This is a genomic window from Achromobacter sp. ACM02 (genome assembly GCF_014851605.1).
GTDB lineage: Bacteria > Pseudomonadota > Gammaproteobacteria > Burkholderiales > Burkholderiaceae_B > Achromobacter > Achromobacter aegrifaciens.
On record NZ_JACUZY010000006.1, the window covers coordinates 244,810 to 265,907 of the forward strand.

The 21,098-nt window shown below is 65.4% G+C and carries 22 protein-coding genes; 14 read left to right on the forward strand and 8 right to left on the reverse strand.

Translation table 11 applies throughout. The annotated features are described in order from the left end of the window. Positions 1 to 38 precede the first annotated feature (38 nt). The 3 genes from IB258_RS20405 to IB258_RS20415 are packed head-to-tail and all read left to right on the forward strand — an operon-like array spanning position 39 to position 3,578. Positions 39 to 911 carry a branched-chain amino acid ABC transporter permease gene (locus IB258_RS20405; protein ID WP_054456919.1) on the forward strand — a complete coding sequence of 291 codons (873 nt, stop codon included), beginning with the start codon at positions 39 to 41 and terminating at the stop codon, positions 909 to 911. 3 nt (positions 912 to 914) lie between these two features. Continuing rightward, on the forward strand, positions 915 to 2,837 hold the full coding sequence (locus IB258_RS20410) for an ATP-binding cassette domain-containing protein (protein WP_119450178.1): 1,923 nt from the start codon (positions 915 to 917) through the stop codon (positions 2,835 to 2,837). 18 nt (positions 2,838 to 2,855) lie between these two features. Next, on the forward strand, positions 2,856 to 3,578 hold the full coding sequence (locus IB258_RS20415) for an ABC transporter ATP-binding protein (protein ID WP_013396767.1): 723 nt from the start codon (positions 2,856 to 2,858) through the stop codon (positions 3,576 to 3,578). Between the two features lie 190 nt (positions 3,579 to 3,768). On the opposite strand, the gene IB258_RS20420 is transcribed toward IB258_RS20415, so the two are convergent. From IB258_RS20420 to IB258_RS20430, 3 genes are all read right to left on the reverse strand, one after another. Next, positions 3,769 to 4,194 (reverse strand): organic hydroperoxide resistance protein, encoded by a 426-nt coding sequence (locus IB258_RS20420; RefSeq protein ID WP_175162424.1) that lies wholly within the window; start codon positions 4,192 to 4,194, stop codon positions 3,769 to 3,771. Positions 4,195 to 4,337: 143 nt separating this feature from the next. Further along, positions 4,338 to 4,799, reverse strand: a complete 462-nt coding sequence (locus IB258_RS20425) for a MarR family winged helix-turn-helix transcriptional regulator (RefSeq protein ID WP_054456924.1) — start codon at positions 4,797 to 4,799, stop codon at positions 4,338 to 4,340. 63 nt (positions 4,800 to 4,862) lie between these two features. Next, the gene (locus IB258_RS20430) at positions 4,863 to 5,567 is read right to left on the reverse strand and encodes a Crp/Fnr family transcriptional regulator (protein WP_054456926.1); all 705 of its coding nucleotides are present in this window, start codon (positions 5,565 to 5,567) and stop codon (positions 4,863 to 4,865) included. 169 nt (positions 5,568 to 5,736) lie between these two features. Between IB258_RS20430 and IB258_RS20435 the strand changes: the two genes are divergently transcribed. The 7 genes from IB258_RS20435 (at position 5,737) to IB258_RS20465 (ending at position 14,316) form a co-directional block, all read left to right on the forward strand. After that, positions 5,737 to 7,713: a long-chain fatty acid--CoA ligase gene (locus IB258_RS20435; RefSeq protein WP_119450176.1), complete on the forward strand. Its 1,977-nt coding sequence runs from the start codon at positions 5,737 to 5,739 to the stop codon at positions 7,711 to 7,713. Positions 7,714 to 7,718: 5 nt separating this feature from the next. Next, entirely contained in the window at positions 7,719 to 8,516 is a 798-nt protein-coding gene (locus IB258_RS20440) for an ABC transporter ATP-binding protein (RefSeq protein WP_054456930.1), read from the forward strand. 11 nt (positions 8,517 to 8,527) lie between these two features. Then, complete coding sequence (locus IB258_RS20445; RefSeq protein WP_042796065.1) at positions 8,528 to 9,457, forward strand: branched-chain amino acid ABC transporter permease; 930 nt, start codon at positions 8,528 to 8,530, stop codon at positions 9,455 to 9,457. A gap of 26 nt (positions 9,458 to 9,483) precedes the next feature. Beyond that, a complete protein-coding gene (locus tag IB258_RS20450) occupies positions 9,484 to 10,548 on the forward strand; it encodes a branched-chain amino acid ABC transporter permease (protein ID WP_054456932.1) in 1,065 nt (354 codons plus the stop codon). A gap of 227 nt (positions 10,549 to 10,775) precedes the next feature. Continuing rightward, on the forward strand, positions 10,776 to 12,116 hold the full coding sequence (locus IB258_RS20455) for an ABC transporter substrate-binding protein (RefSeq protein ID WP_192353119.1): 1,341 nt from the start codon (positions 10,776 to 10,778) through the stop codon (positions 12,114 to 12,116). Positions 12,117 to 12,176: 60 nt separating this feature from the next. After that, positions 12,177 to 13,019, forward strand: a complete 843-nt coding sequence (locus tag IB258_RS20460; protein ID WP_175162418.1) for an ABC transporter ATP-binding protein — start codon at positions 12,177 to 12,179, stop codon at positions 13,017 to 13,019. A 28-nt stretch (positions 13,020 to 13,047) separates the two neighbouring features. After that, entirely contained in the window at positions 13,048 to 14,316 is a 1,269-nt protein-coding gene (locus IB258_RS20465; RefSeq protein WP_054456936.1) for a phenylacetate--CoA ligase family protein, read from the forward strand. An 18-nt stretch (positions 14,317 to 14,334) separates the two neighbouring features. On the opposite strand, the gene IB258_RS20470 is transcribed toward IB258_RS20465, so the two are convergent. The 5 genes from IB258_RS20470 to IB258_RS20490 are packed head-to-tail and all read right to left on the reverse strand — an operon-like array spanning position 14,335 to position 17,614. Next, positions 14,335 to 15,159: a sulfite exporter TauE/SafE family protein gene (locus tag IB258_RS20470; RefSeq protein ID WP_192353120.1), complete on the reverse strand. Its 825-nt coding sequence runs from the start codon at positions 15,157 to 15,159 to the stop codon at positions 14,335 to 14,337. A 7-nt stretch (positions 15,160 to 15,166) separates the two neighbouring features. Next, a complete protein-coding gene (locus IB258_RS20475) occupies positions 15,167 to 16,402 on the reverse strand; it encodes an FAD/NAD(P)-binding oxidoreductase (protein WP_192353121.1) in 1,236 nt (411 codons plus the stop codon). 18 nt (positions 16,403 to 16,420) lie between these two features. Beyond that, positions 16,421 to 16,840: a DUF6691 family protein gene (locus tag IB258_RS20480; RefSeq protein ID WP_054456941.1), complete on the reverse strand. Its 420-nt coding sequence runs from the start codon at positions 16,838 to 16,840 to the stop codon at positions 16,421 to 16,423. A 1-nt stretch (position 16,841) separates the two neighbouring features. After that, entirely contained in the window at positions 16,842 to 17,273 is a 432-nt protein-coding gene (locus IB258_RS20485; protein ID WP_054456943.1) for a YeeE/YedE family protein, read from the reverse strand. Continuing rightward, positions 17,270 to 17,614 carry a helix-turn-helix transcriptional regulator gene (locus IB258_RS20490; protein WP_054456945.1) on the reverse strand — a complete coding sequence of 115 codons (345 nt, stop codon included), beginning with the start codon at positions 17,612 to 17,614 and terminating at the stop codon, positions 17,270 to 17,272. The genes IB258_RS20485 and IB258_RS20490 overlap by 4 nt, the downstream gene beginning before the upstream one ends. A gap of 123 nt (positions 17,615 to 17,737) precedes the next feature. On the opposite strand from IB258_RS20490, the gene IB258_RS20495 reads away from it, so the two are divergent. The 4 genes from IB258_RS20495 (at position 17,738) to IB258_RS20510 (ending at position 21,086) form a co-directional block, all read left to right on the forward strand. Next, positions 17,738 to 18,601: an MBL fold metallo-hydrolase gene (locus IB258_RS20495; protein WP_192353122.1), complete on the forward strand. Its 864-nt coding sequence runs from the start codon at positions 17,738 to 17,740 to the stop codon at positions 18,599 to 18,601. 84 nt (positions 18,602 to 18,685) lie between these two features. Continuing rightward, a complete protein-coding gene (gene pap / locus IB258_RS20500; protein WP_192353123.1) occupies positions 18,686 to 20,152 on the forward strand; it encodes a polyphosphate:AMP phosphotransferase in 1,467 nt (488 codons plus the stop codon). Between the two features lie 23 nt (positions 20,153 to 20,175). Then, on the forward strand, positions 20,176 to 20,625 hold the full coding sequence (locus IB258_RS20505) for a GNAT family N-acetyltransferase (RefSeq protein WP_059374149.1): 450 nt from the start codon (positions 20,176 to 20,178) through the stop codon (positions 20,623 to 20,625). Continuing rightward, on the forward strand, positions 20,622 to 21,086 hold the full coding sequence (locus IB258_RS20510) for an HIT family protein (protein WP_119450171.1): 465 nt from the start codon (positions 20,622 to 20,624) through the stop codon (positions 21,084 to 21,086). The genes IB258_RS20505 and IB258_RS20510 overlap by 4 nt, the downstream gene beginning before the upstream one ends. Positions 21,087 to 21,098: the final 12 nt, after the last annotated feature.

The window sequence follows — 21,098 nt, forward strand, 5'->3', positions numbered from 1 at the left end:
GGGTTGGGACGGAACCACAGCGCTACACGACACACACCATGATTCTTCTACAGCTCATCTATAGCGGTATCGCGCTGGGCATGATCTATGCCGTCATCGCGTTCGGATACCAGCTCACGTTCGCCACGTCGGGCACCCTGAACTTCGGCCAGGGCGAAGCCCTGATGCTGGGCGCGCTGGTCGGCCTGACACTGGTCGGCCTGGGCGTGAACTACTGGGTGATGATACCCATCGTCTGCATCTTCGGATTCGCGCAAGGCGCGCTGGTCGAGCGCGTGGGCGTCAGGCCCGCCATCAAGACCCGCTCGGAGTTCGGCTGGATCATGGCCACCATCGCGCTGGGCATCATCTTCAAGAACGTCGCCGAGAACATCTGGGGCCGCGACGACCTGCGCTTCCCCTCGCCGCTGCCGGAAGCGCCCATCCAGGTGCTGGGCGCCAACGTGCTGCCCATGGAGCTGCTGGTGGTGTTCGGCGCCCTGGCGATGATGCTGCTGGTGGAAGTCTTCAACCGCAAATCCATCTACGGCAAGGCCTTCGTCGCCACGTCCAACGACCGCGACGCCGCCGGCCTGATGGGAATCAACACGGGCATGGTGATCACGTTTTCCTACGCGCTGTCCTCGCTGACTGCCGCGTTCGCGGGCGTGCTGGTCGCGCCCCTGACCCTGACCGGCGCCACCATGGGCGCGGTGCTGGGCCTCAAAGCCTTCGCCGTCGCCATCATCGGCGGCCTGTCCAGCGGCATGGGCGTGGTGGTGGGCGGGCTGATCCTGGGGATCGCCGAAACGACCACCGGTTTCTATCTTTCGACGGGGTACAAAGACGTGCCGGGATTGGTGTTGCTGCTGCTCGTACTGACCTTCAAGCCCGCCGGCCTGTTCGGCAAGACCGCGATCAAGAAGGTGTAAGCGATGAAACCCTTGCACCTTTTGCTATCCATCGTGGCCGTGGCCTGCCTGGCCGCCGTGCCGCTGGGCGTGACCAACACGTACTACCTGCACCTCATCGAAACCATCATGATCTATTCGATCCTGCTGTTCGGGCTCGATATCGTGGTGGGCTATACCGGCCAGGTGTCGCTGGGCCACGCCGGCCTGTTCGGCATCGGCTCGTATGTGGCGGGCGTGCTGTTCTTCCATCTGCAGATGCCCATCTGGGTGATCCTGCCCGCGGCCATCCTGATCGCGGCCGCCTTCGGCGCGGTGCTGGCGCTGCCGGCGCTGCGCGTCACGGGGCCGTACCTGGCCATGGTGACGCTGGCGTTTGGCACCATCATCCAGATCCTGATCAACGAGATGACCTTCCTCACCGAAGGCCCCCTGGGCATCAAGATCTCCAAGCCCGCCATCGCCGGACATGTGCTGACCAAGAGCGAGTACTTCTGGCTGGTCGCGGCGCTGCTGGTGCTGTCGCTGATCGTGGTGCACCGCATCCTGAAGTCGCACCTGGGCCGCTCGTTCGAGGCCCTGCGGGACAGCCCCATCGCGTCCGACTGCATGGGCGTGTCGGTCTACCGGCACAAGGTGTTCGCCTTCGTCATCAGCGCCGGCTTCGCCGGCCTGGCCGGCGCGCTGTACTCGTATTCCGAACAGTACATCTCGCCCAACACCTACAACTTCGAACTGACCATCCTGTTCCTGCTGGCCATCATCATGGGCGGGCGCAAGAGCCGCACGGGCGCGCTGCTGGGCGCGTCCATCATCGTGCTGCTGCCCAAGATGCTGGATGACATCTCGACCTTCAGGCTGATCGCGCTGGCCGTGGCCATCCTGGTCACCGTCGGCAGCGCCATCGCAATATCCAAGGGCCGCACCGAACCGCGCCGCGTCGTCGTGCCGGTCGTCGGCACCATCCTGCTGGCGGTGTTCTCGTACTGGCTGGAAGCGGTCACCGACTGGCGCCTGACGATCTTCGGCGCCATGATCCTGTTCGTCGTGTACTACCTGCCCGACGGCATCGTGGGCTTCGTGCGCAACCTGTTCTTCTCCAATCGCCGCGCCGCGCTCTCGGTCAAGTCGGACTTGGTGAAAGCCCAGGACGCCGTGCCCGATGCGGCCAAGGGCAAGGGCGACACGCTGCTGGCAGCCAAGGGCGTGCTGATGCAGTTCGGCGGCCTGAAGGCGCTGAACCAGGTCGACCTGACCGTCAAGCGCGGCACCATCCATGGCCTGATCGGTCCCAACGGCTCCGGCAAGAGCACCATGATGAACGTGCTGACGGGCATCTACGTGCCGACTTCCGGCGCCGTGGAATTCTCGGGCAAGTCGCTGGTCGGCATGACGCCGGCCGACATCGCTGAAACCGGCATTGCGCGCACCTTCCAGAACGTGCAGCTCTTCGGCGAAATGACCGCGCTGGAAAACGTGCTGGTCGGCCTGCACCACACCTTCACCACTGGGCTGGCCGGCATCGCGCTGCGCACGTCCAAGTGGAAAGGCGAGGAACAGGGCGCCCGCGCCCGCGCCATGGCGCTGCTGGAATTCGTGGGCCTGGAATCCCTGGCCAGCGAGGAAGCGCGCAACCTGCCCTACGGCAAGCAACGCCTGCTGGAAATCGCCCGCGCGCTGGCCCTGGATCCGCAACTCTTGCTGCTGGACGAACCCGCGGCCGGCCTGACCGCGCCCGACATCGTCGAACTGCTGGCCATCATCCGCAAGGTGCGCGACCACGGCATCACGCTGATCCTCATCGAACACCACATGGACGTGGTGATGGGGGTGTGCGACACCGTGTCGGTGCTGGACTTCGGCCAGAAGATCGCCGAGGGCCTGCCCAACGAAGTGCAAAGCAACGCCAAGGTCATCGAGGCGTATCTGGGCGGCGCGCCCGCCTGACGCCAAGGGGACAACAAGATGCTATCGATCAAGAATCTGGAAGCGGGCTACGGCAAGGTGAAGGTGCTGCACGGCATCAGCATGGAAGTGCCTAAGGCCAAGGTGGTGACGCTGATCGGCTCCAACGGCGCCGGCAAGACCACCACGATGCGGGCGCTGTCCGGCATGATCCGCCCCACCGCGGGCGAGGTCACGCTGAGCGGCAAGCGCATCGACGGCCTGGAGTCTCACCGCATCGCGCGGCTGGGCCTGGCGCATTCGCCCGAGGGCCGGCGCGTATTTCCAACGCTGTCGGTCACCGACAACCTGCTGCTGGGCGCTTTCCCGCGCCTGACAGGCAGCCGTCCCAAGGGCGACGTGCAGTCCGACCTGGGCCGGGCCATGGATCTGTTTCCGCGCCTGAAGGAACGGCGCGATCAGCTGGCCGGCACCTTGTCGGGCGGCGAACAGCAGATGCTGGCCATGGCTAGAGCGGTGATGCTGAATCCGGAACTGGTGCTGCTGGACGAGCCTTCAATGGGGCTGGCGCCGATCCTGGTGGAAGAAGTGTTCCGGATCATTGCGCGGCTCAAGGATGAAGGGGTGACGATGCTGCTGGTGGAGCAGTTTGCTGCTGCTGCATTGAATGTGGCGGATTATGGGTATGTGTTGGAGAACGGGCGGATCTCGGTGCATGGGAGTGCGGATAAGTTGAAGCATGATCCGGCTGTTGTGGCGGCTTACTTGGGTGGGTCGCATTAGAGGGATGGCGTTGTTGGCGTTCTTTTGACGCCTGCCACGTCGGGGACTCGCGCTGCGCGGGGCAACGATTGCGGCCCGGAGCCTTCGCTCCGGACCGCAATCGTGGGCGCGAGCCGCCACGCCGCACGCGACGACGGGCGGCCTAAGAACAAGGCCGCCCGCCAACAGAACATCAACAACCCATCAACGATCAAACAATCGTCAACGTCACATCAATATTGCCACGCGTAGCATTCGAGTAAGGGCAAACGATATGCGCCGCAGCCACCAGCTTCTCCGCCTCAGCCCGCTCCATCCCCGGCAACGAAATCTTCAGTTCGACTTCAATCCCAAACCCCGTAGGAATAGGACCGATGCCGACAGCACCGTCGATCGTCGCATTCGCCGGCATGGCGATCTTGTCGCGGCCGGCGACGAATTTCATGGCGCCCATGAAGCAGGCCGAGTAGCCCACGGCGAACAGTTGTTCCGGATTGGTGCCGGCCGCGCCCGCGCCGCCCAGTTCCTTCGGCGTGGTCAGCTTGACGTTCAGGTTGCCGTCGTCCGTGGCGCCCGTGCCTTCACGGCCGCCGGTGACGTGCGCATGGGCGCGGTACAGCACTTTTTCGATAGACATGATGCGTTTCCTTGTAGGGAAGTGGAGGTTGGACTGCCAGGCCTGGCGGGAACATCCCGCCGCGACCCTTACTATTTAAATAGTGCAATATTAAATAGCGCACTATTTATTTGATCTAACGATAGCGGGCCTGGCCCGCCGCTTCAAAGACTTGCGCTGAGCTTCTCCCGCAGCGCATGCAGCGTTTTCATCATACCTTGCGCCTCTTCCAGCGAACACTGCGCGGCGCCCGCGATCGAGTGCGGCACGGCCTCGGCTTGCGCGCGCAGTTCGCGGCCCTGGCGGGTCAGTCCGACGATCACCTGGCGCTCGTCTTCCACGGCGCGCTTGCGCGTTACCAGGCCTGCCGCTTCCAGGCGCTTCAGCAGCGGCGTCAGCGTGGCCGAATCCAGGAACAGGCGCTCGCCGATATCCGTCACCGTAATCTCGTCGCCTTCCCACAGCACCAGCATCACCAGGTACTGCGGATAGGTCAGGTCCAGACCGCGCAGCAGCTTGCGGTACACCTTGTTCATCGCCAGCGAGGTCGAGTACAGGGCGAAGCACAGCTGGCTGTCCAGCAGCAGCGGGTTGAATGCGGCCTTGGCTTTGGATCTGGATTTCATTGCGCAATATTAAATAGCGCGCGATCTATCGTCAACAACTATTTTGAACAGGAGCGGCCAGCGCTAGGCCGGCTCGCCCTCGGCCGCGGCGCGGTCCGACCCGTATTGTTTCAAGCCGTCCAGGTCCAGCACCCTGACCGCGCCGTATTCCACATTCAGCAAGCCCGCCTCTTCCAGCTTGCGCAGCGCCTGGTTGGCGCGCTGGCGCGACACCCGGGCCAGATAGCCGACTTCTTCCTGGGTAATCGCCAGGCGCATGCCCATGCCGGGATACAGCAAAGGGTTGAAGAGTTCGGCAAGGCAGCGGGCCACGCGCGCATCCGGATCCAGCAAACGGTCGTACTCCGCCTTGCCGATGAACTGCGCCACGCGCTCGTTCAATTGGTGGAGCAGATAGCGGTTGAACGGGATGCTGTTATCCAGCAGCCAATCGAAGGTAGCGGCCGGCAGGCGCGCGACCACCGAATCCCGCAGAGCAACGATGTCGTACTTGCGGATCTCGCGCTTGAGCAGCGAGCCCTCGCCGATCCAGCCGCCGGCAGGCACGCCGGTCAGCGACGCCACCTTGCCTTCGGCGTTGCCCACCGAAACCTTCACCAGCCCCGCCAGCACCCCTATCCAAGCCTGGGCGAGTTCACCTTTGCGCTCTATGATCGACCCGGCAACCACCTGCTGCACGGTAAGGTCCCTCTCGACGCGCTCTTGCTGATCGCGGCTGAGCACGCGAAACCAGGCGGCGGCGAGTTGCAGGGAGTCGGATAGCTGCATCGGGAATACCCTAAAAGTTCCTTGAATGTCGCGATGGTGACAGTTGGTAGCAACCCAACCTTATACCTTAACTCCTGCCGTAAATCTAAAACCAACTGGTCAAGCGCCTCATCGCCGCCACCGCTCTCGCGGACTCCCGGCCCGATGCGCCCAAACCGGAGGAGACATCGTGGCACATACACCGCCCGCATCTGCACAGATGCCGGCGGCGCTGGATACCTTTCCGGCGCTGCTGTTCACGCATGCCAGCGTTCGCGGGTCGCGGCCCGCCATACGCGAAAAAGATCTGGGGATCTGGCAAACCCTAACGTGGTCCGACGTGGCGGAGCATGTCCGGCATGTTGCGCATGGCTTGGCTGCATTGGGCATCAAGCCCGGCATGCACGTGGCCGTGATCGGTGAAAACCGTCCGCGCCTGTACATGGCCATGATGGCTGCGCAGTCGCTGGGCGCGATACCGGTGCCGCTCTACCAGGATGCCGTGGCGCAGGAAATGGTCTACGTGCTGCAGGACGCCGAGATCAGCGTGGCCATCGTCGAAGACCAGGAACAGGTCGACAAGATGCTCGAAGTCCACGAGCAATGTCCCGCGCTCAAGCATGTGGTGTACGACGATCCGCGCGGCCTGCGGCATTACACCGACCCGATGCTGCGCTCGTATGAACAGCTGGAAGAGCTGGGCCGCGAATACGCCAAGCAGCATCCCGGCTTCTTCGAGCAGGCCGTCGCCGCCGTGCAGCCGCATGACCCGGCCGCCATGTTCTATACCTCCGGCACCACGGGCAAGCCCAAGGGCGTGGTGCTCACGCACCATGCGCTGATCGACCGTGCGCGCGCCGTGTCCGATATGGAAAAGCTGACCGACCAGGAAGACGTGCTGGCCTATCTGCCGCCCGCCTGGATCGGCCAGAACATGTTCTCGTACACGCAACTGCTGGTCACGGGCTTTACCGTGAACCATCCTGAATCGCCCGACACCGTGTCAATCGACATGCGCGACATCGGCCCCACCTATTACTTCGCGCCGCCGCGCGTGCTGGAAGGCCTGCTGACGCATGTGATGATCCGCATGGAAGACGCGGGGCTGATCAAGCGCAAGCTGTTCGCGGCCTGCATGAAGCTCGCCCGCCGCGTGGGCGCCAAGATCCTGGACGGCGAGCAGGTCGGCGCCTGGGACCGCCTGCGCTACGCGCTGGGCAACATGATGATCTACGGTCCGCTGCGCAATGCGCTGGGCATGAGCCGCGTGCGCGTGGCCTACACCGCGGGCGAGGCCATCGGCCCCGACCTGTTCGTGTTCTACCGCTCCATCGGCATCAACCTCAAGCAGCTCTACGGCTCCACCGAAACCTCGGTCTTCGTCTGCGTGCAGCCCGACGGCCAGGTGCGCGACGACACGGTAGGCCCGCCCGTCGAGGGCGTGGAGATCCGCGTGGCCGACAACGGCGAGATCCTGGTCAAGAGCCCCGGGCTCTTCAAGGAGTACTACCGCAACCCCGAAGCCACCGCCGAAGCGCGCAGCGCCGACGGCTGGTTCCATACGGGCGACGCGGGCTATCTGGACACCGACGGCCAGCTGAAGATCATCGACCGCGCCAAGGACGTGGGCAAGCTTGCCAATGGCGCCCTGTTCGCGCCCAAGTACATCGAGAACAAGCTCAAGTTCTTCCAGCACATCAAGGAAGCGGTCGCCTTCGGCGCCAACCGCGACGACGTGTGCGCCTTCATCAACATCGACCTGGAAGCCGTGGGCAACTGGGCCGAGCGCCGCGGCATGCCCTATGCCGGCTACACCGACCTGGCTTCCAAGGACGAGGTCTACCAGCTGATCGCCGAATGCGTGGAGCAGGTCAACGCCGACCTGGCCACCGATCCCAAGCTGTCGGCCTCGCAGATCAGCCGTTTCCTCATCCTGCACAAGGAACTGGATCCGGACGACGACGAACTGACCCGCACGCGCAAGGTGCGCCGCGCCTTCATCGCGCAGAAGTATGGCGTGCTGATTGACGCGCTCTTTGGCGGCAAGCAATCGCAGTTCATCGAGACCGAAGTGAAATTCGAAGACGGACGCACCGGCAAGATCTCGGCGGACCTGAAGATCCGCCCGGTCAAGACCTTCCCCGCCATCACCGCCAAGGCCGCGTAGAGATCATGAGCAACAACGACCGCGACCAGCGTATCGGCGACGTCATGCTGGACATGCAGAACATCTCGCTGTCCTTCGGCGGCGTGAAGGCGCTGACGGACATTTCGTTCAACGTGCGCGAACACGAGATCCGCGCCATCATCGGCCCCAACGGCGCCGGCAAGAGCTCGATGCTCAACGTCATCAACGGCGTCTATACACCGCAGCAAGGCGGCATCGAATTCCGCGGCGAGCGCTTCTCGCGCATGAATCCGCGCCGCGCCGCTGAAATGGGCATCGCGCGCACGTTCCAGAACCTGGCCCTGTTCAAGGGCATGAGCGTGCTGGACAACATCATGACCGGCCGCAACCTGCGCATGAAGTGCGGACTGCTGGCCCAGGCCTTCCGCCTGGGCCCGGCCGAGCGCGAAGAAATCAAGCACCGCGAGTTCGTCGAAAACATCGTCGACTTCCTGGAAATCCAGGCCTACCGCAAGACGCCCGTGGGCCGCCTGCCCTACGGCCTGCAAAAGCGCGTGGACCTGGGCCGCGCGCTGGCAATGGAGCCGCGCCTGCTGCTGTTGGACGAACCCATGGCCGGCATGAACATCGAAGAGAAGCAGGACATGAGCCGCTTCATCCTGGATGTGAACGACGAGTTCGGCACCACCATCGTGCTGATCGAGCACGACATGGGCGTGGTCATGGATATTTCGGACCGCGTCGTGGTGCTGGACTATGGCAAGAAGATCGGCGACGGCAAGCCGGACGAGGTCCGTGCCAACGAAGACGTGATCCGAGCTTACCTCGGCGTATCGCACTAAGGCGGACAGACATGGGATTTTTTCTAGAGACCTTACTCGGCGGCCTGATGAGCGGCATGCTGTACGCGCTGATCGGCCTGGGCTTCGTGCTGATCTTCAAGGCATCCGGCGTCTTCAACTTCGCGCAGGGCGCGATGGTGCTGGTCGCCGCGCTGTCCATGGCCCGCTTCTCGGAGTGGCTGCCGCGCTGGTTCGGCTTTGACAACATGATCCTGGCCAACGTGCTGGCCTTCATCGTCAGCGCCATCGTGATGTTCCTGCTGGCGGTCGCCATCGAACGCTTCGTGCTGCGCCACCTGGTCAACCAGGAGGCCACCACCTTGCTGATGGCCACGCTGGGCATCAGCTACTTCCTGGACGGCCTGGGCCAGATCACCTTCGGCAGCTCGGTGTACTCCATCAACGTCGGCATGCCCAAGGATCCCCTGATGATCCTGGACTCGGTCTTCGAGGGAGGGTTGCTGATCAACCTGGAAGACCTGACGGCAGCGGTGATCGCCGCCCTGCTGGTGGCCGCGCTGGCCCTGTTCTTCCAGTACACCTCGACCGGCCGCGCCCTGCGCGCGGTGGCCGACGACCACCAGGCCGCGCAGTCCATCGGCATTCCGCTGAACCGCATCTGGGTGATCGTCTGGAGCGTGGCGGGGCTGGTGGCGCTGGTGGCCGGGATCATCTGGGGCTCGAAATTCGGCGTGCAGTTCACGCTGTCCACCGCGGCGCTGCGGGCGCTGCCGGTGGTGATCCTGGGCGGCCTGACTTCGGTGCCGGGCGCCATCCTGGGCGGCCTGATCATCGGCGTGGGCGAAAAGCTGTCCGAGGTCTATCTGGGGTCGCTGGTAGGCGGCGGTATCGAAATCTGGTTCGCCTATGTGCTGGCGCTGGTGTTCCTGCTGTTCCGTCCGCAAGGGCTGTTCGGCGAGAAGATCATCGACCGTGTCTGAGCCCACAGGCCCTCTAGGATAAAAACATGTTCTATCGCGAAAACGGCCAATTCAAGACCAGCTATCGCGCTGACCAGCAGATCTTTCCGATCCGCCAGGACCGCATCTTCATCTGGCTGCTGCTGGCGGTGGCGTTCATCGCCATCCCGGCCATGGCCAGCGACTACCTGCTGCGCGCCATCCTGATCCCGTTCCTGATCCTGGCGCTGGCCGCCGTGGGCTTGAACATCCTGGTGGGCTATTGCGGCCAGATCTCGCTGGGCACGGGCGCCTTCATGGCGGTGGGCGCCTATGCAGCCTGGAACTTCGGCGTGCGCTTTCCCGGCATGCCGCTGGTCATCCAGATCCTGCTGGGCGGCTTCTTCGCCACCATCGTGGGCGTGATCTTCGGCATACCCAGCCTGCGCATCCGCGGCCTGTACCTGGCGGTGGCGACGCTGGCCGCGCAATTCTTCGTGGACTGGGCGTTCCTGCGCATCCCCTTCTTCACCAACTACTCGTCGTCCGGCAACGTCTCGGTGCCGCCGCTGACCGCCTTCGGCCTGCCGGTGCAGAGCGCGCTGGAGAAGTACCTGTTCGTGCTGATCCTGGTCGTCATCTTCAGCCTGCTTGCCAAGAACCTGGTACGCGGCGCCATCGGCCGGCAGTGGATGGCGATCCGCGACATGGACGTGGCGGCCTCCGTCATCGGCATCCGCCCGATGTACGCCAAGCTGACGGCCTTCGCGGTCAGCTCGTTCATCGTCGGCGTGGCCGGGGCCTTGTGGGGCTACATCCACCTGGGGTCCTGGGAACCGCTGGCGTTCGACCTGACGCGTTCGTTCCAGCTGCTGTTCATGGTCATCATCGGCGGGCTGGGTTCGATCATCGGCAGCTTCTTCGGCGCGGCCTTCATCGTGCTGGTGCCGGTGGCGCTGTCCAACATCCCGCATGCGCTGGGCATCCCGCTGTCGGTGGACACGGCCGCGCACATCGAACACATGGTGTTCGGCGCGCTGATCGTGTTCTTCCTGATCGCCGAACCGCACGGGCTGGCCAGGCTGTGGAGCATCGGCAAGGAGAAGTTGCGCATCTGGCCCTTCCCGCATTAAGGATAAGACCCACCCCCGAAGCGCCTTCGGCGCTTCCCCCTCAAGGGGGCGCCGCTGGGGACCGGCAAAGCCGGATCCGCCGCGGCCCGGATGGAGTGGCCTAAGTTTTGATCACCGTCGGCAGTAGCGGCATGAGCGCTGCAACCGGCATCCTGAATACCCGGCTCAAGACCGGGCCAATCCCGGTGTCCCAGGGTTTACTGACCCAAACACCACGCAGGAGGTAAATGGAGATGAAGCGTCTTAACCTGAAGTTGGCGGCAGCTTTGATGGCCGCAGCCGGCGCCGCAGGCGCCGTGGCCACGCCGGCAATGGCGGCGGAAGAGCAGTTCGTTCCGTTGCTGGTGTATCGCACCGGGTCCTTCGCGCCCCTGGGCATTCCCTGGGCCGACGGCAAGCTGGACTATCTGAAGCTGGTCAACGAACGCGATGGCGGCGTCAACGGCGTCAAGATCACGTACGAGGAATGCGAAACCGCCTATGCCACCGACCGCGGCGTGGAATGCTACGAGCGCCTGAAGGGCAAGGGCACCGGCGCATCGGGCTTCGACACCCAGTCCACCGGCATCACCTTCGCCGTCAGCGACAAGGCCATGGTCGACAAGGTCCCGGTCGAAACGATGGGCTACGGCCTGTCGCAGTCGGTCGATGGCAGCGTGTTCGAGTGGAACTTCCCGCTGCTGGGCACCTACTGGACCGCGGCCGACGTGATGATCCAGGACATCGCCAAGAAAGAAGGCGGCATGGACAAGCTCAAGGGCAAGAAGATCGCCCTGGTCTACCACGACTCGCCATATGGCAAGGAACCTATCCCCCTGCTGCAGAAGCGCGCGGCCAAGGAAGGCTTCGAGCTGGTGCTCTATCCCGTGACCGCTCCCGGCGTGGAACAGAAGTCCACCTGGCTGCAGATCCGCCAGGCGCGCCCCAACTACGTGCTGCTGTGGAGCGCCGGCATCATGACGCCGACCGCCATCCGCGAAGCCCAGGCCAGCGGCTATCCGCGCGACAAGATGTACGCCATCTGGTGGGCCGGCTCTGAAGGCGACGTGAAGGACCTGGGCGATGTCGCCAAGGGCTACAACGCCATCACCATCCACAACAGCGGCGCCGAGCACGACAAGGTCTACGACGACCTGAAGAAGTTCGTCTACGACAAGGGTCAGGGTTCGGACAAGACCGGCAAGACCACGCTGGGCACCATCGCCCACACCCGCGGCATGATGATCTCGATGCTGCAGGTGGAAGCGATCCGCACCGCGCAGGAAAAGTTCGGCAAGGGCAAGGCGCTGACGCCAGAGCAGGTCCGCTGGGGCTTCGAGAACCTGAACCTGACGCAAGAAAAGCTGGACAAGCTGGGCTTCGGCCAGATCATGCGTCCGGTCAAGACCTCGTGCAGCAACCACAAGGGCGACGACTGGGCCCGCATCGTGCAGTGGGACGGCGCGAAGTTCAAGGTGGTCTCCGACTGGTATCAGTCGGACAAGACCATCCTGGACCCCATGGTGAAGGAAGGCGCCGCCAAGTACGCGAAGGAAAAGAACATCACGCCCCGCACTTGCGAGAACTGATGTGAACCGGCCGCCGGTCCCGCATAAGGGGCCGGCGGCCACCAAGCCGCAGGAACAGCCATGACCGCTGCAACGACTTCCGCAGTACCCGCAGACACCCCCAAGGTGCTGCTCGACGTGAACGGCATCGAGGTGATCTACAACCACGTGATCCTGGTGCTCAAGGGCGTTTCCCTGCAAGTGCCGGAAGGCAAGATCGTGGCCTTGCTGGGCGCTAACGGCGCGGGCAAGACCACCACCTTGCGCGCCATTTCGAACCTGCTCAAGGGCGAGCGCGGCGACGTCACCAAGGGCCATATCCAGTACCGCAACCAGCGCATCGAAAAGCTGTCGCCGGCGGAATTGGTCAAGCGCGGAGTGGTGCAGGTGATGGAAGGCCGGCATTGCTTTGCCCACCTGACCATCGAGGAAAACCTGCTGACCGGCGCCTACACGCGCAGCATGAGCCGCGCCGATACCGCGGCGGCGCTGGACCGCGTCTACCAGTATTTCCCCCGCCTGAAGCAGCGCCGCGCCAGCCAGTCCGGCTACACCTCGGGCGGCGAACAGCAGATGACTGCCATCGGCCGCGCGCTGATGGCCAACCCCAACATGATCTTGCTGGACGAGCCCTCCATGGGGCTGGCGCCGCAGATCGTCGAAGAAATTTTCGAGATCGTGCGCGACCTGAACCAGCGCGAGCGCGTCAGCTTCCTCTTGGCCGAGCAGAACACCAACATTGCACTGCGCTACGCCGACTACGGCTACATCCTGGAAAACGGCCGCGTGATGATGGATGGCGCGGCGGCCGACCTGGCCCAGAACGAGGACGTGAAAGAGTTCTATCTGGGCATCTCCAGCGGCGAACGCAAGAGTTTCCGCGACAACAAGTTCTACCGCCGGCGCAAGCGCTGGCTGGCGTGATTCCTGGCATACGAGAGGGTGTGATCCCATGTCCCAGTTTTTCGATGTTCTCGAAACCAGAGCGCCCGAGCAACGCGAGCGCGAGCTGATGGCCGCCCTGCCCGGCGCGATCGCGCGGGCCATTGCGCGTGCGCCCGCCATCGCCGAGCAGCTGCGCGGCATCGACCCCGCCACCATCACGTCGCGCGCAGCGCTGGCGACCCTGCCGGTGCTGCGCAAGCACGAACTGCTGGAACGCCAGCAGCACAGCCGCGCCGACGCGGCCGCGCCTGCCGGACCGCAGAAAGCCTTCGGCGGCTTCTCCGCCATCGGTTGGGGCGAGGCGATGCGGGTGTTCGCGTCTCCCGGCCCCATCTATGAGCCGGAGAGCGCGCGCAGCGATTATTGGCGCTTTGCCCGCGCCCTGCACGCGGCCGGGTTTCGCGCCGGCGAGCTGGCCTACAACTGCTTTTCCTATCACTTCACACCCGCGGGCTCCATGATGGAAACCGCGGCGCATGCCGTGGGCTGCACCGTGTTTCCCGGCGGCACCGGCCAGACGGAACAGCAGGTGCGCGCGATCCAGGATCTGGCGCCCACCGGCTATACCGGCACGCCCAGCTTCCTCAAGATCATCCTTGAAAAGGCCGACGAACTGGGTGTGAAGCTGGATTCGCTACGCCGCGCGCTGGTGTCCGGCGAAGCATTCCCGCCATCCCTGCGCGACTGGCTGGCCGCGCGCGGCATCGACGGCTACCAGGCCTACGGCAGCGCCGACCTGGGTATGGTCGCGTTTGAAACGCCGGCGCGTGAAGGCCTGGTGCTGGGCGAGGACATCATCGTCGAGATCGTGCGCCCCGGCACCGGCGAACCCGTGCCCGACGGCGAAGTCGGCGAGGTCGTGGTCACCACCTTGAACCCGGACTATCCGCTGGTGCGCTTCGGCACCGGCGACCTGTCCGCCGTCATGCCCGGCATCTCGCCCTGCGGACGCACCAACACCCGCATCAAAGGCTGGATGGGACGCGCGGACCAGACCACCAAGGTGCGCGGCATGTTCGTGCATCCGTCGCAGGTAGCCGACGTGGCGCGCCGCCATCCCGAGATCCTGCGCGCGCGGCTGGTGATCAGCGGCAGCACGGGTTCCGACCGCATGGTGCTCAAAGTGGAATCGCGGGTGCGCAGCGAAGAGCTCGGCAAGCGCATCGCCGAATCGGTGCGCGACGTGACCAAGCTGCGCAGCGACGTGGAGTGGGTGGATGCGGATGGCCTGCCGAACGACGGCAAGGTCATCGACGATATCCGCACCTACGAGTAAACCGCGCTGCTCACGGCCTCATGCGGCCGCGAGCAGCGCCAGCACACCCTTCATCAGCATCGCCACGGCCACCAGGCCCGCGAACAGCGCGAAACTCTGCTGCAGACGGCGCGGGGGAAACCGGTCGGCCACCTTGCGCCCTCCCAGCATGCCCAGCACCGCCGCCGCGGTAAAAGGCGCGGCGATGCGCCAGTCCAGATGCCCGCCCGCCGCCGCGGCCACGACGCCGCTGGCCGACACCAACGCGATCACTGCCAGCGAGGTGCCGACGATGGCCTGCATGCTGAGGTCCGTGGCGCGCCGCAGCGCGGGCACGATGACGAAGCCGCCCCCCACGCCCAAGAGGCCGGACAGGAAGCCGGCGATCAGCCCCGCCCCCGTCAAGGCGCGCGCGCAGGGCGCGGTCCAGCGCAGTCGGCCGGTGCTGGCGTTGAGCTGGCAGGGCGGCGTGCGCGGCGCGGCCTGCGCCGCCGGCTTGTTGCCTTGGTTCCACATGCGCCAGGCCACCATGCCCAGCACGCCGGCGAAGATGATGGCCAACGGCGCATTGGGCAGACGCCGCGCCGCCCACAAGCCCAACGGCGACACCAGGATGCCGGTGGCCGCCATGAAGCCCGCTGCGCGATAGCGCACCTGCCCTTGGCGCAAGCCCAGCACCGCGCCCAACGCGGCCGACAACCCGACCGCCAGCAAGGCGATGGGCGCAGCCTGCGACACCTGCAAATGCAGGCCAAAGACCAGCAGAGGCACCGCCATGATGGCCCCGCCCGCGCCGGTCAGCCCGAGTATCAGGCCGACGCACGCCCCCAGCGCCGCACTGACGGCCAATACCGTATCGATCATGAGACGCTCAGTTGCCCAACGGGCGGGCCAGCCATTCGCGGCCCTTTAGCATGCCGTTCCAGTAGATCCAGGGCAGCAGCGTCGCCTTGAGGAACCAGGCGCTCTTGCGCGGCACAGTCGGGTCCAGCGGGAAGGTGGGCAGGAGTTTGCCGCCGTAGCCGAACTCGGCCAGCACGATGCGTCCGCGCTCCACCGTCAGCGGGCAGGAGCCATAGCCGTCGTACTTGACGGGCATGGCATGGCCTTCGCGCAGCGCCAGCAGATTTTCCGCCACCGTGACGATCTGTTTGCGCGCAGCCGCGGCGGTCTTGGCGTTGCTGGTGCAGATGCCGTCGCCCAGCCCGAACACGTTGCCATGGCGCACGTGCAACAGCGTGGACGGGTCCACTTCGCACCAGCCGGCGGCGTCCGCCAGCGGGCTGTTCTTCAGGAAGTCATGCGGCACCTGCGGCGGGACCGCGTGCAGCATGTCGAAGGATTTCTCCACGCGCGTCACCGCGCCGTCGGCGTTCTTGAGATCGAACCAGGCCTTGCGCGCCGCGCCGTCCACCGCCACCAGCGCAGAGTTGAAGGCCAGCGCGATGCCATAGCTTTCGACATAGCGCATCAGCGGCGGAACGAACGTCGGCACGCCGAACAGCGCCGCGCCCGCCAGGTCGAACTCCACGTCGATGCGGTCCAGCACGCCGGTGCGCTTCCAGTGGTCGCAGGCCAGGTACATGGCCTTTTGCGGCGCGCCGGCGCATTTGATGGGCATGGCCGGCTGCGTGAACAGCGCCCGCCCGCCCTTCAACCCGCGCACCAGTTCCCAGGTATAGGGCGCCAGGTCATAGCGGTAGTTGGAGCTGACGCCGTTCTTGCCCAGCGTGTCGGCCAGGCCCTCGACCTTGTCCCACGCCAGGCGCAGGCCGGGGCAGACGATCAGTTGCTGGTAGCTCACCGCCCGGCCGTCGGACAGCAGCACGCGGTTGGCCTCGGGTTCGAAGCCCGCCGCTGCCGCCTGCAGCCAAGTGGCGCGCCTGGGCATGACGTCGCGGGTCGGGCGCACGGTCTTGGCGATGTCGAAAGCGCCGCCGCCCACCAGCGTCCAGGCCGGCTGGTAGTAGTGCTTGTCGCTGGGTTCGATGACGCCGATGCGCAGGTCCGGGCGGCGACGCAGCAGACTGGCGGTGACGCCTATGCCCGCCGATCCGCCGCCCACCACCACCACATCGAAATCGCACTGCGCCTCTGCTGTCGGCATGCTTGTCTCCTCGCCGGTCTACCGGCTTTTGAATTTTTCCAGGACTGAAAATATCGCCATGCCGGCAACCATGGCGGCCACGAAAATCAGCGCTTCGGACACGCCGGCGGATGCCGCCACCAGCGCGGGCCCTGGGCAGAAGCCCGCCAGGCCCCAGCCCGCGCCGAACGCCAGGCTGCCCACGGCCAGTCGCACGTCCACGCGCGTAGCCGTGGGCCAGCGCAGCGGCTCGCCCGACAAGCTGGCACGACGCCGCCGCAAGAGCGCGAAGCCCGCCGCCGTGACCAGCACGGCGCCACCCATCACGAAGGCCAGTGACGGATCCCAGGCGCCGGCCAGGTCCAGAAAACCCAGCACCTTGGCCGGATTGGCCATGCCGGAAATGATGAGGCCCAGCCCGAACACCAGGCCCGACCCGAATGCGATCAATGCCACCATGTCAAAGTCCCCCCAGATGGCGGGTGACGTAGACCACGGCAAAACCCGCGGCCATGAACAAGGCGGTGGCGGTGAGCGACCGGCGCGATCCGCGCGACACGCCGCAGACGCCGTGGCCGCTGGTGCAACCCGAGGCATAGCGGGTGCCGATCCCCACCAGCAGACCCGCCACGATCAGGCGCGTCGTGCCGGCTTCGACCACGATGGGCGGCAAGGCGCTGCCCAGGCGATACAGCCAGGGCGCAGCGAACACGCCCAACAGAAAGGCCAGCCGCCACATGCCGCCGCGCTCGGGCGGCAGCAGGCCGCCCAGGATGCCGCTGATGCCCGCGATCCGCCCCGCCCCGGCCATCAGCAGCACGGCTGCGGCGCCGATGAGCAGGCCGCCCGCACCAGCGGACCAAGGCGTGAAGGCGGACCAGTCCATGTTCATTTGAGCGACTCCAGTGACTCCATGGTCCGGCCGCAGTACAAACTGGAAAGCGTCTTCATCACCTGGCTGACCTCGAAACTGGCCATCTGGTAGTAGACGTACTTGCCCTCGCGCCGGGTCGCGACCAGGCCTTCGTCGCGCAGCACGCCCAGTTGCTGGGACAAGGTGGGCTGGCGGATGCCGGTGAGCGATTCGAGTTCGCTCACATTGCGTTCGTTCTGGACCAGCTGGCACAGCAGCAGCAGGCGGTCTTCGTTGGCCAGCGCCTTGAGGAGCGCGCAGGCCTGGGAGGCGGATTCGCGCAAGGCGGCGACCTCGCACTCGGTCAGGGCGTCATTCATTTGATGCGTATCAATCGGCTAGATGGAGTTTGATCATTATATTGACCAATATAATATCCAACAATATTATTGAAATATATATAGTGTTTCATCGTGCAGCGACTCGCTGCGATGCGAGCGTCCATGTCTCCCCAGATCCAGGCCTTTTTCGATCCCGTCACCGCCACCGTCACCTACGTCGTGCATGAGCCCGCGCCGGGCGGCGCCTGCGCCATCATCGACTCGGTGCTGGACTACGACCCCAAGTCCGGCCGCAGCAGCACCGCCAGCGCCGACCGGGTGGCGGATTACGTACGCCAGCATGGCCTGAAGACCGAATGGCTGCTGGAAACCCATGCCCATGCCGACCATCTGTCGGCCGCGCCCTACTTGCAGCGACAGCTTGGCGGCGTCATTGCCATCGGCCAAAGCATCCAGACCGTGCAGGGCGTGTTCAAAAAGATCTTCAACCTGGAGCCGGAGTTCCAGCTGGACGGCTCGCAATTCGGCCATCTGTTCAAGGACGGCGAAACCTTCCGCATCGGCGCGCTGACGGCGCAGGCCATCCACGTGCCTGGCCATACGCCGGCTGACATGGCCTACCTGATCGGCGACGCGGCCTTCGTCGGCGACACGCTGTTCATGCCGGACGTGGGCACAGCGCGCTGTGACTTCCCGGGCGGCGACGCCCATCAGCTGTACCGTTCCATCCAGCGCCTGCTGGGCCTGCCCGCCGAGACTCGGCTGTACATGTGCCACGACTACCCGCCCGCCGGGCGCGAAGCCTCCTGGCAGACCACGGTGGCCGAACAGCGCCGCGCCAATATCCACGTGCGCGACGGCGTCGCCGAAGAGGACTTCGTCGCCATGCGCACGCGGCGCGACGCCACGCTCTCCATGCCCACCCTGATCCTGCCCGCCATCCAGGTGAACATCCGCGCCGGCCATTTCCCGCCGCCCGAGGACAACGGCGTGCGCTACCTGAAGATCCCCGTCGACGCGCTCTGACCGAGCCGCGCGCCGGGCTTGCGCGCCCGGGGCTTATCCCGCAAGATCGTCCGATCGCAGAATTGCCGATCAGACGGATCCCCCATGTTTGCAGAAGCCGAAGCCGACCCCAGCCTGTCCAAGGAAGAGTTCAAGCCATTGGAGGCGAAGCTGCGCGTCGCGTTGCTGAACGCGCAGTATCAGCGCCTGCAGAAAGCGGACAAGACGCTGCTGGTGGTCATCGCGGGCATAGACGGCGCCGGCAAGGGCGCCACCGTCAACCTGCTGAACGAATGGATGGATCCGCGCCACATCAAGACGCTGGCCTACGGCCCGCGCGAAGGCGCCGCGCTGGAGCGTCCGCCGTTCTGGCGCTACTGGAACGACCTGCCGCCCAAGGGCAGCACCGGCATCGTGTTTGGCTCCTGGTACGCATCGCTGCTGTATGAGGCCACGCGCAAGAAGCCCGACCAGAACAGCATCGAGGCGCAGGCCGCCGCGATCCGCCACTTCGAGGCCATGCTCGCCGCCGAGGGAGTGCAGATCGTCAAGCTCTGGTTCCATTTGTCGGCCAAGGCACAGAAAGAGCGGGCCGAGCGCCTGCTGGCCAGCCCGGAAACCTCCTGGCAGGTCAGCCCGATAGACCTGAAGGTCTACAAAAAGTACGACCGCATCCGCAACGCCGGCCAGTTGGTGCTGAACCGCACGGACTGCGGCCACGCCCCCTGGGTCGTGATCCCCAGCGCGGACGAAGACATGCGCGCCGCGCGCACCGCCGAAGCCGTGTTGGCCGCCATGCGCCAGCGCGGCGTGCCGCGCATTCCGGCCGCCTTCGTGGCGCATGCCAGGACCACGCGCGTCGTCGACCGCCTGGGCGAACTGGACTACGACGCCAAGACCGACAAGGACGACTACGAATCCGAACTGGGCCTGCTGCAAGGCCGGCTGGCGCGCGCCGCGCGTTCAAAGAAATTCCAGGAGCGTTCGCTGGTGCTGGTGTTCGAAGGCCAGGACGCGGCCGGCAAGGGCGGCGCGATCCGGCGCGTCACGCATGCGCTGGATGCGCGCCAGTTCGACATCACGCCCATATCCGCCCCCACCAGCGAAGAGCTGGCCCGGCCCTATCTGTGGCGCTTCTGGCGCCACGTCCCGCGCCATGGCCGCATCGCCATCTTCGACCGCTCCTGGTACGGCCGCGTGCTGGTCGAGCGCGTCGAAAAGCTGACCGCGCCCGCCAATTGGCGCCGCGCCTACGCCGAGATCAACGACTTCGAGGGGCAGTTGGCCGCCAGCGGCGCGCTGGTGCTGAAGTTCTGGCTGGCGGTGACGCCCGAAGTGCAGCTGGAACGCTTCAAGGAACGCGAGAACTCGCCCTTCAAGAACTTCAAGATCACGGCCGACGACTGGCGCAACCGCGACAAATGGAAGGACTACGCGGATGCCGCCAACGAGATGCTGGCGCGCACCGACCTCCCCAACGCGCCGTGGCATCTGGTGTCGGCCAACGACAAGCGCTACGCTCGATTGCAAGTGCTGCGACACATCGTCGAAGCCATGGAAGACCAACTCTGAATCCCGCCTGGAGGCCGCAAGCCATGAGTACCGCAGAAATCCGTCCCATCGTCGCCGCCGACTTCGAAGCCTGGCTGCCGCTATGGAAGGGCTACCAGGAGTTCTATCGCGTCAACATCGACGACGCCGTCACGCGCAACACCTGGGCGCGCTTCCTGGACCCCGCCGAACCCATGCACGCGGCGCTGGCGTACGAAAGCGGCCGGGCCGTCGGCATGGTGCACTGGATCTTCCACCGCTCCACCTGGACCGCGGGCGACTACTGCTATCTGCAAGACCTGTACGTGGATCCGGACGTGCGCGGCACCGGCGCCGGCCGCAAGCTGATCGAACACGTGTACGCGCAAGCCGCCGCCGCCAATTGCGCGCGCGTGTACTGGCTGACGCATGAAACCAACGCCACCGCCATCCAGCTCTACGACCGCATCGCCGACCGCTCGGGCTTCATCCAGTACCGCAAGGTGATGCCGTGAGCGCACGCGACCCCAACTGTCCGCTGTGCCAGGAAGACGGCGGCACGCTGCTGTGGCGCGGCCCGCATCTGCGCATCGTCGAGGTCGACGACGCCGACTATCCGGGCTTCACGCGGGTAATCTGGAACGGCCATCTGGCCGAGATGACCAGCCTGTCCACGCACGGCCGCGACCTGCTGATGCGCGCCGTGTACGTGGTCGAAGAAGCGCAGCAATCGGTCCTGGGACCGGACAAGATCAACCTGGCCTCGCTGGGCAACATGGTGCCGCACCTGCACTGGCACGTGATCCCGCGCTGGCGCGGCGACCGCCATTTCCCCGACCCGATCTGGGCGCCGCCGCGCATCGCCGCCGGCGCGGAATCCGCCGAATGGAAGGAACGTCAGGCGCGCGTGCAGGCGCTGCTGCCGCGTTACCGCGACCGGCTGGTCGAGGCCATGAACGCCCTGCTCTGGCACTGAGCCGCCGCCCGC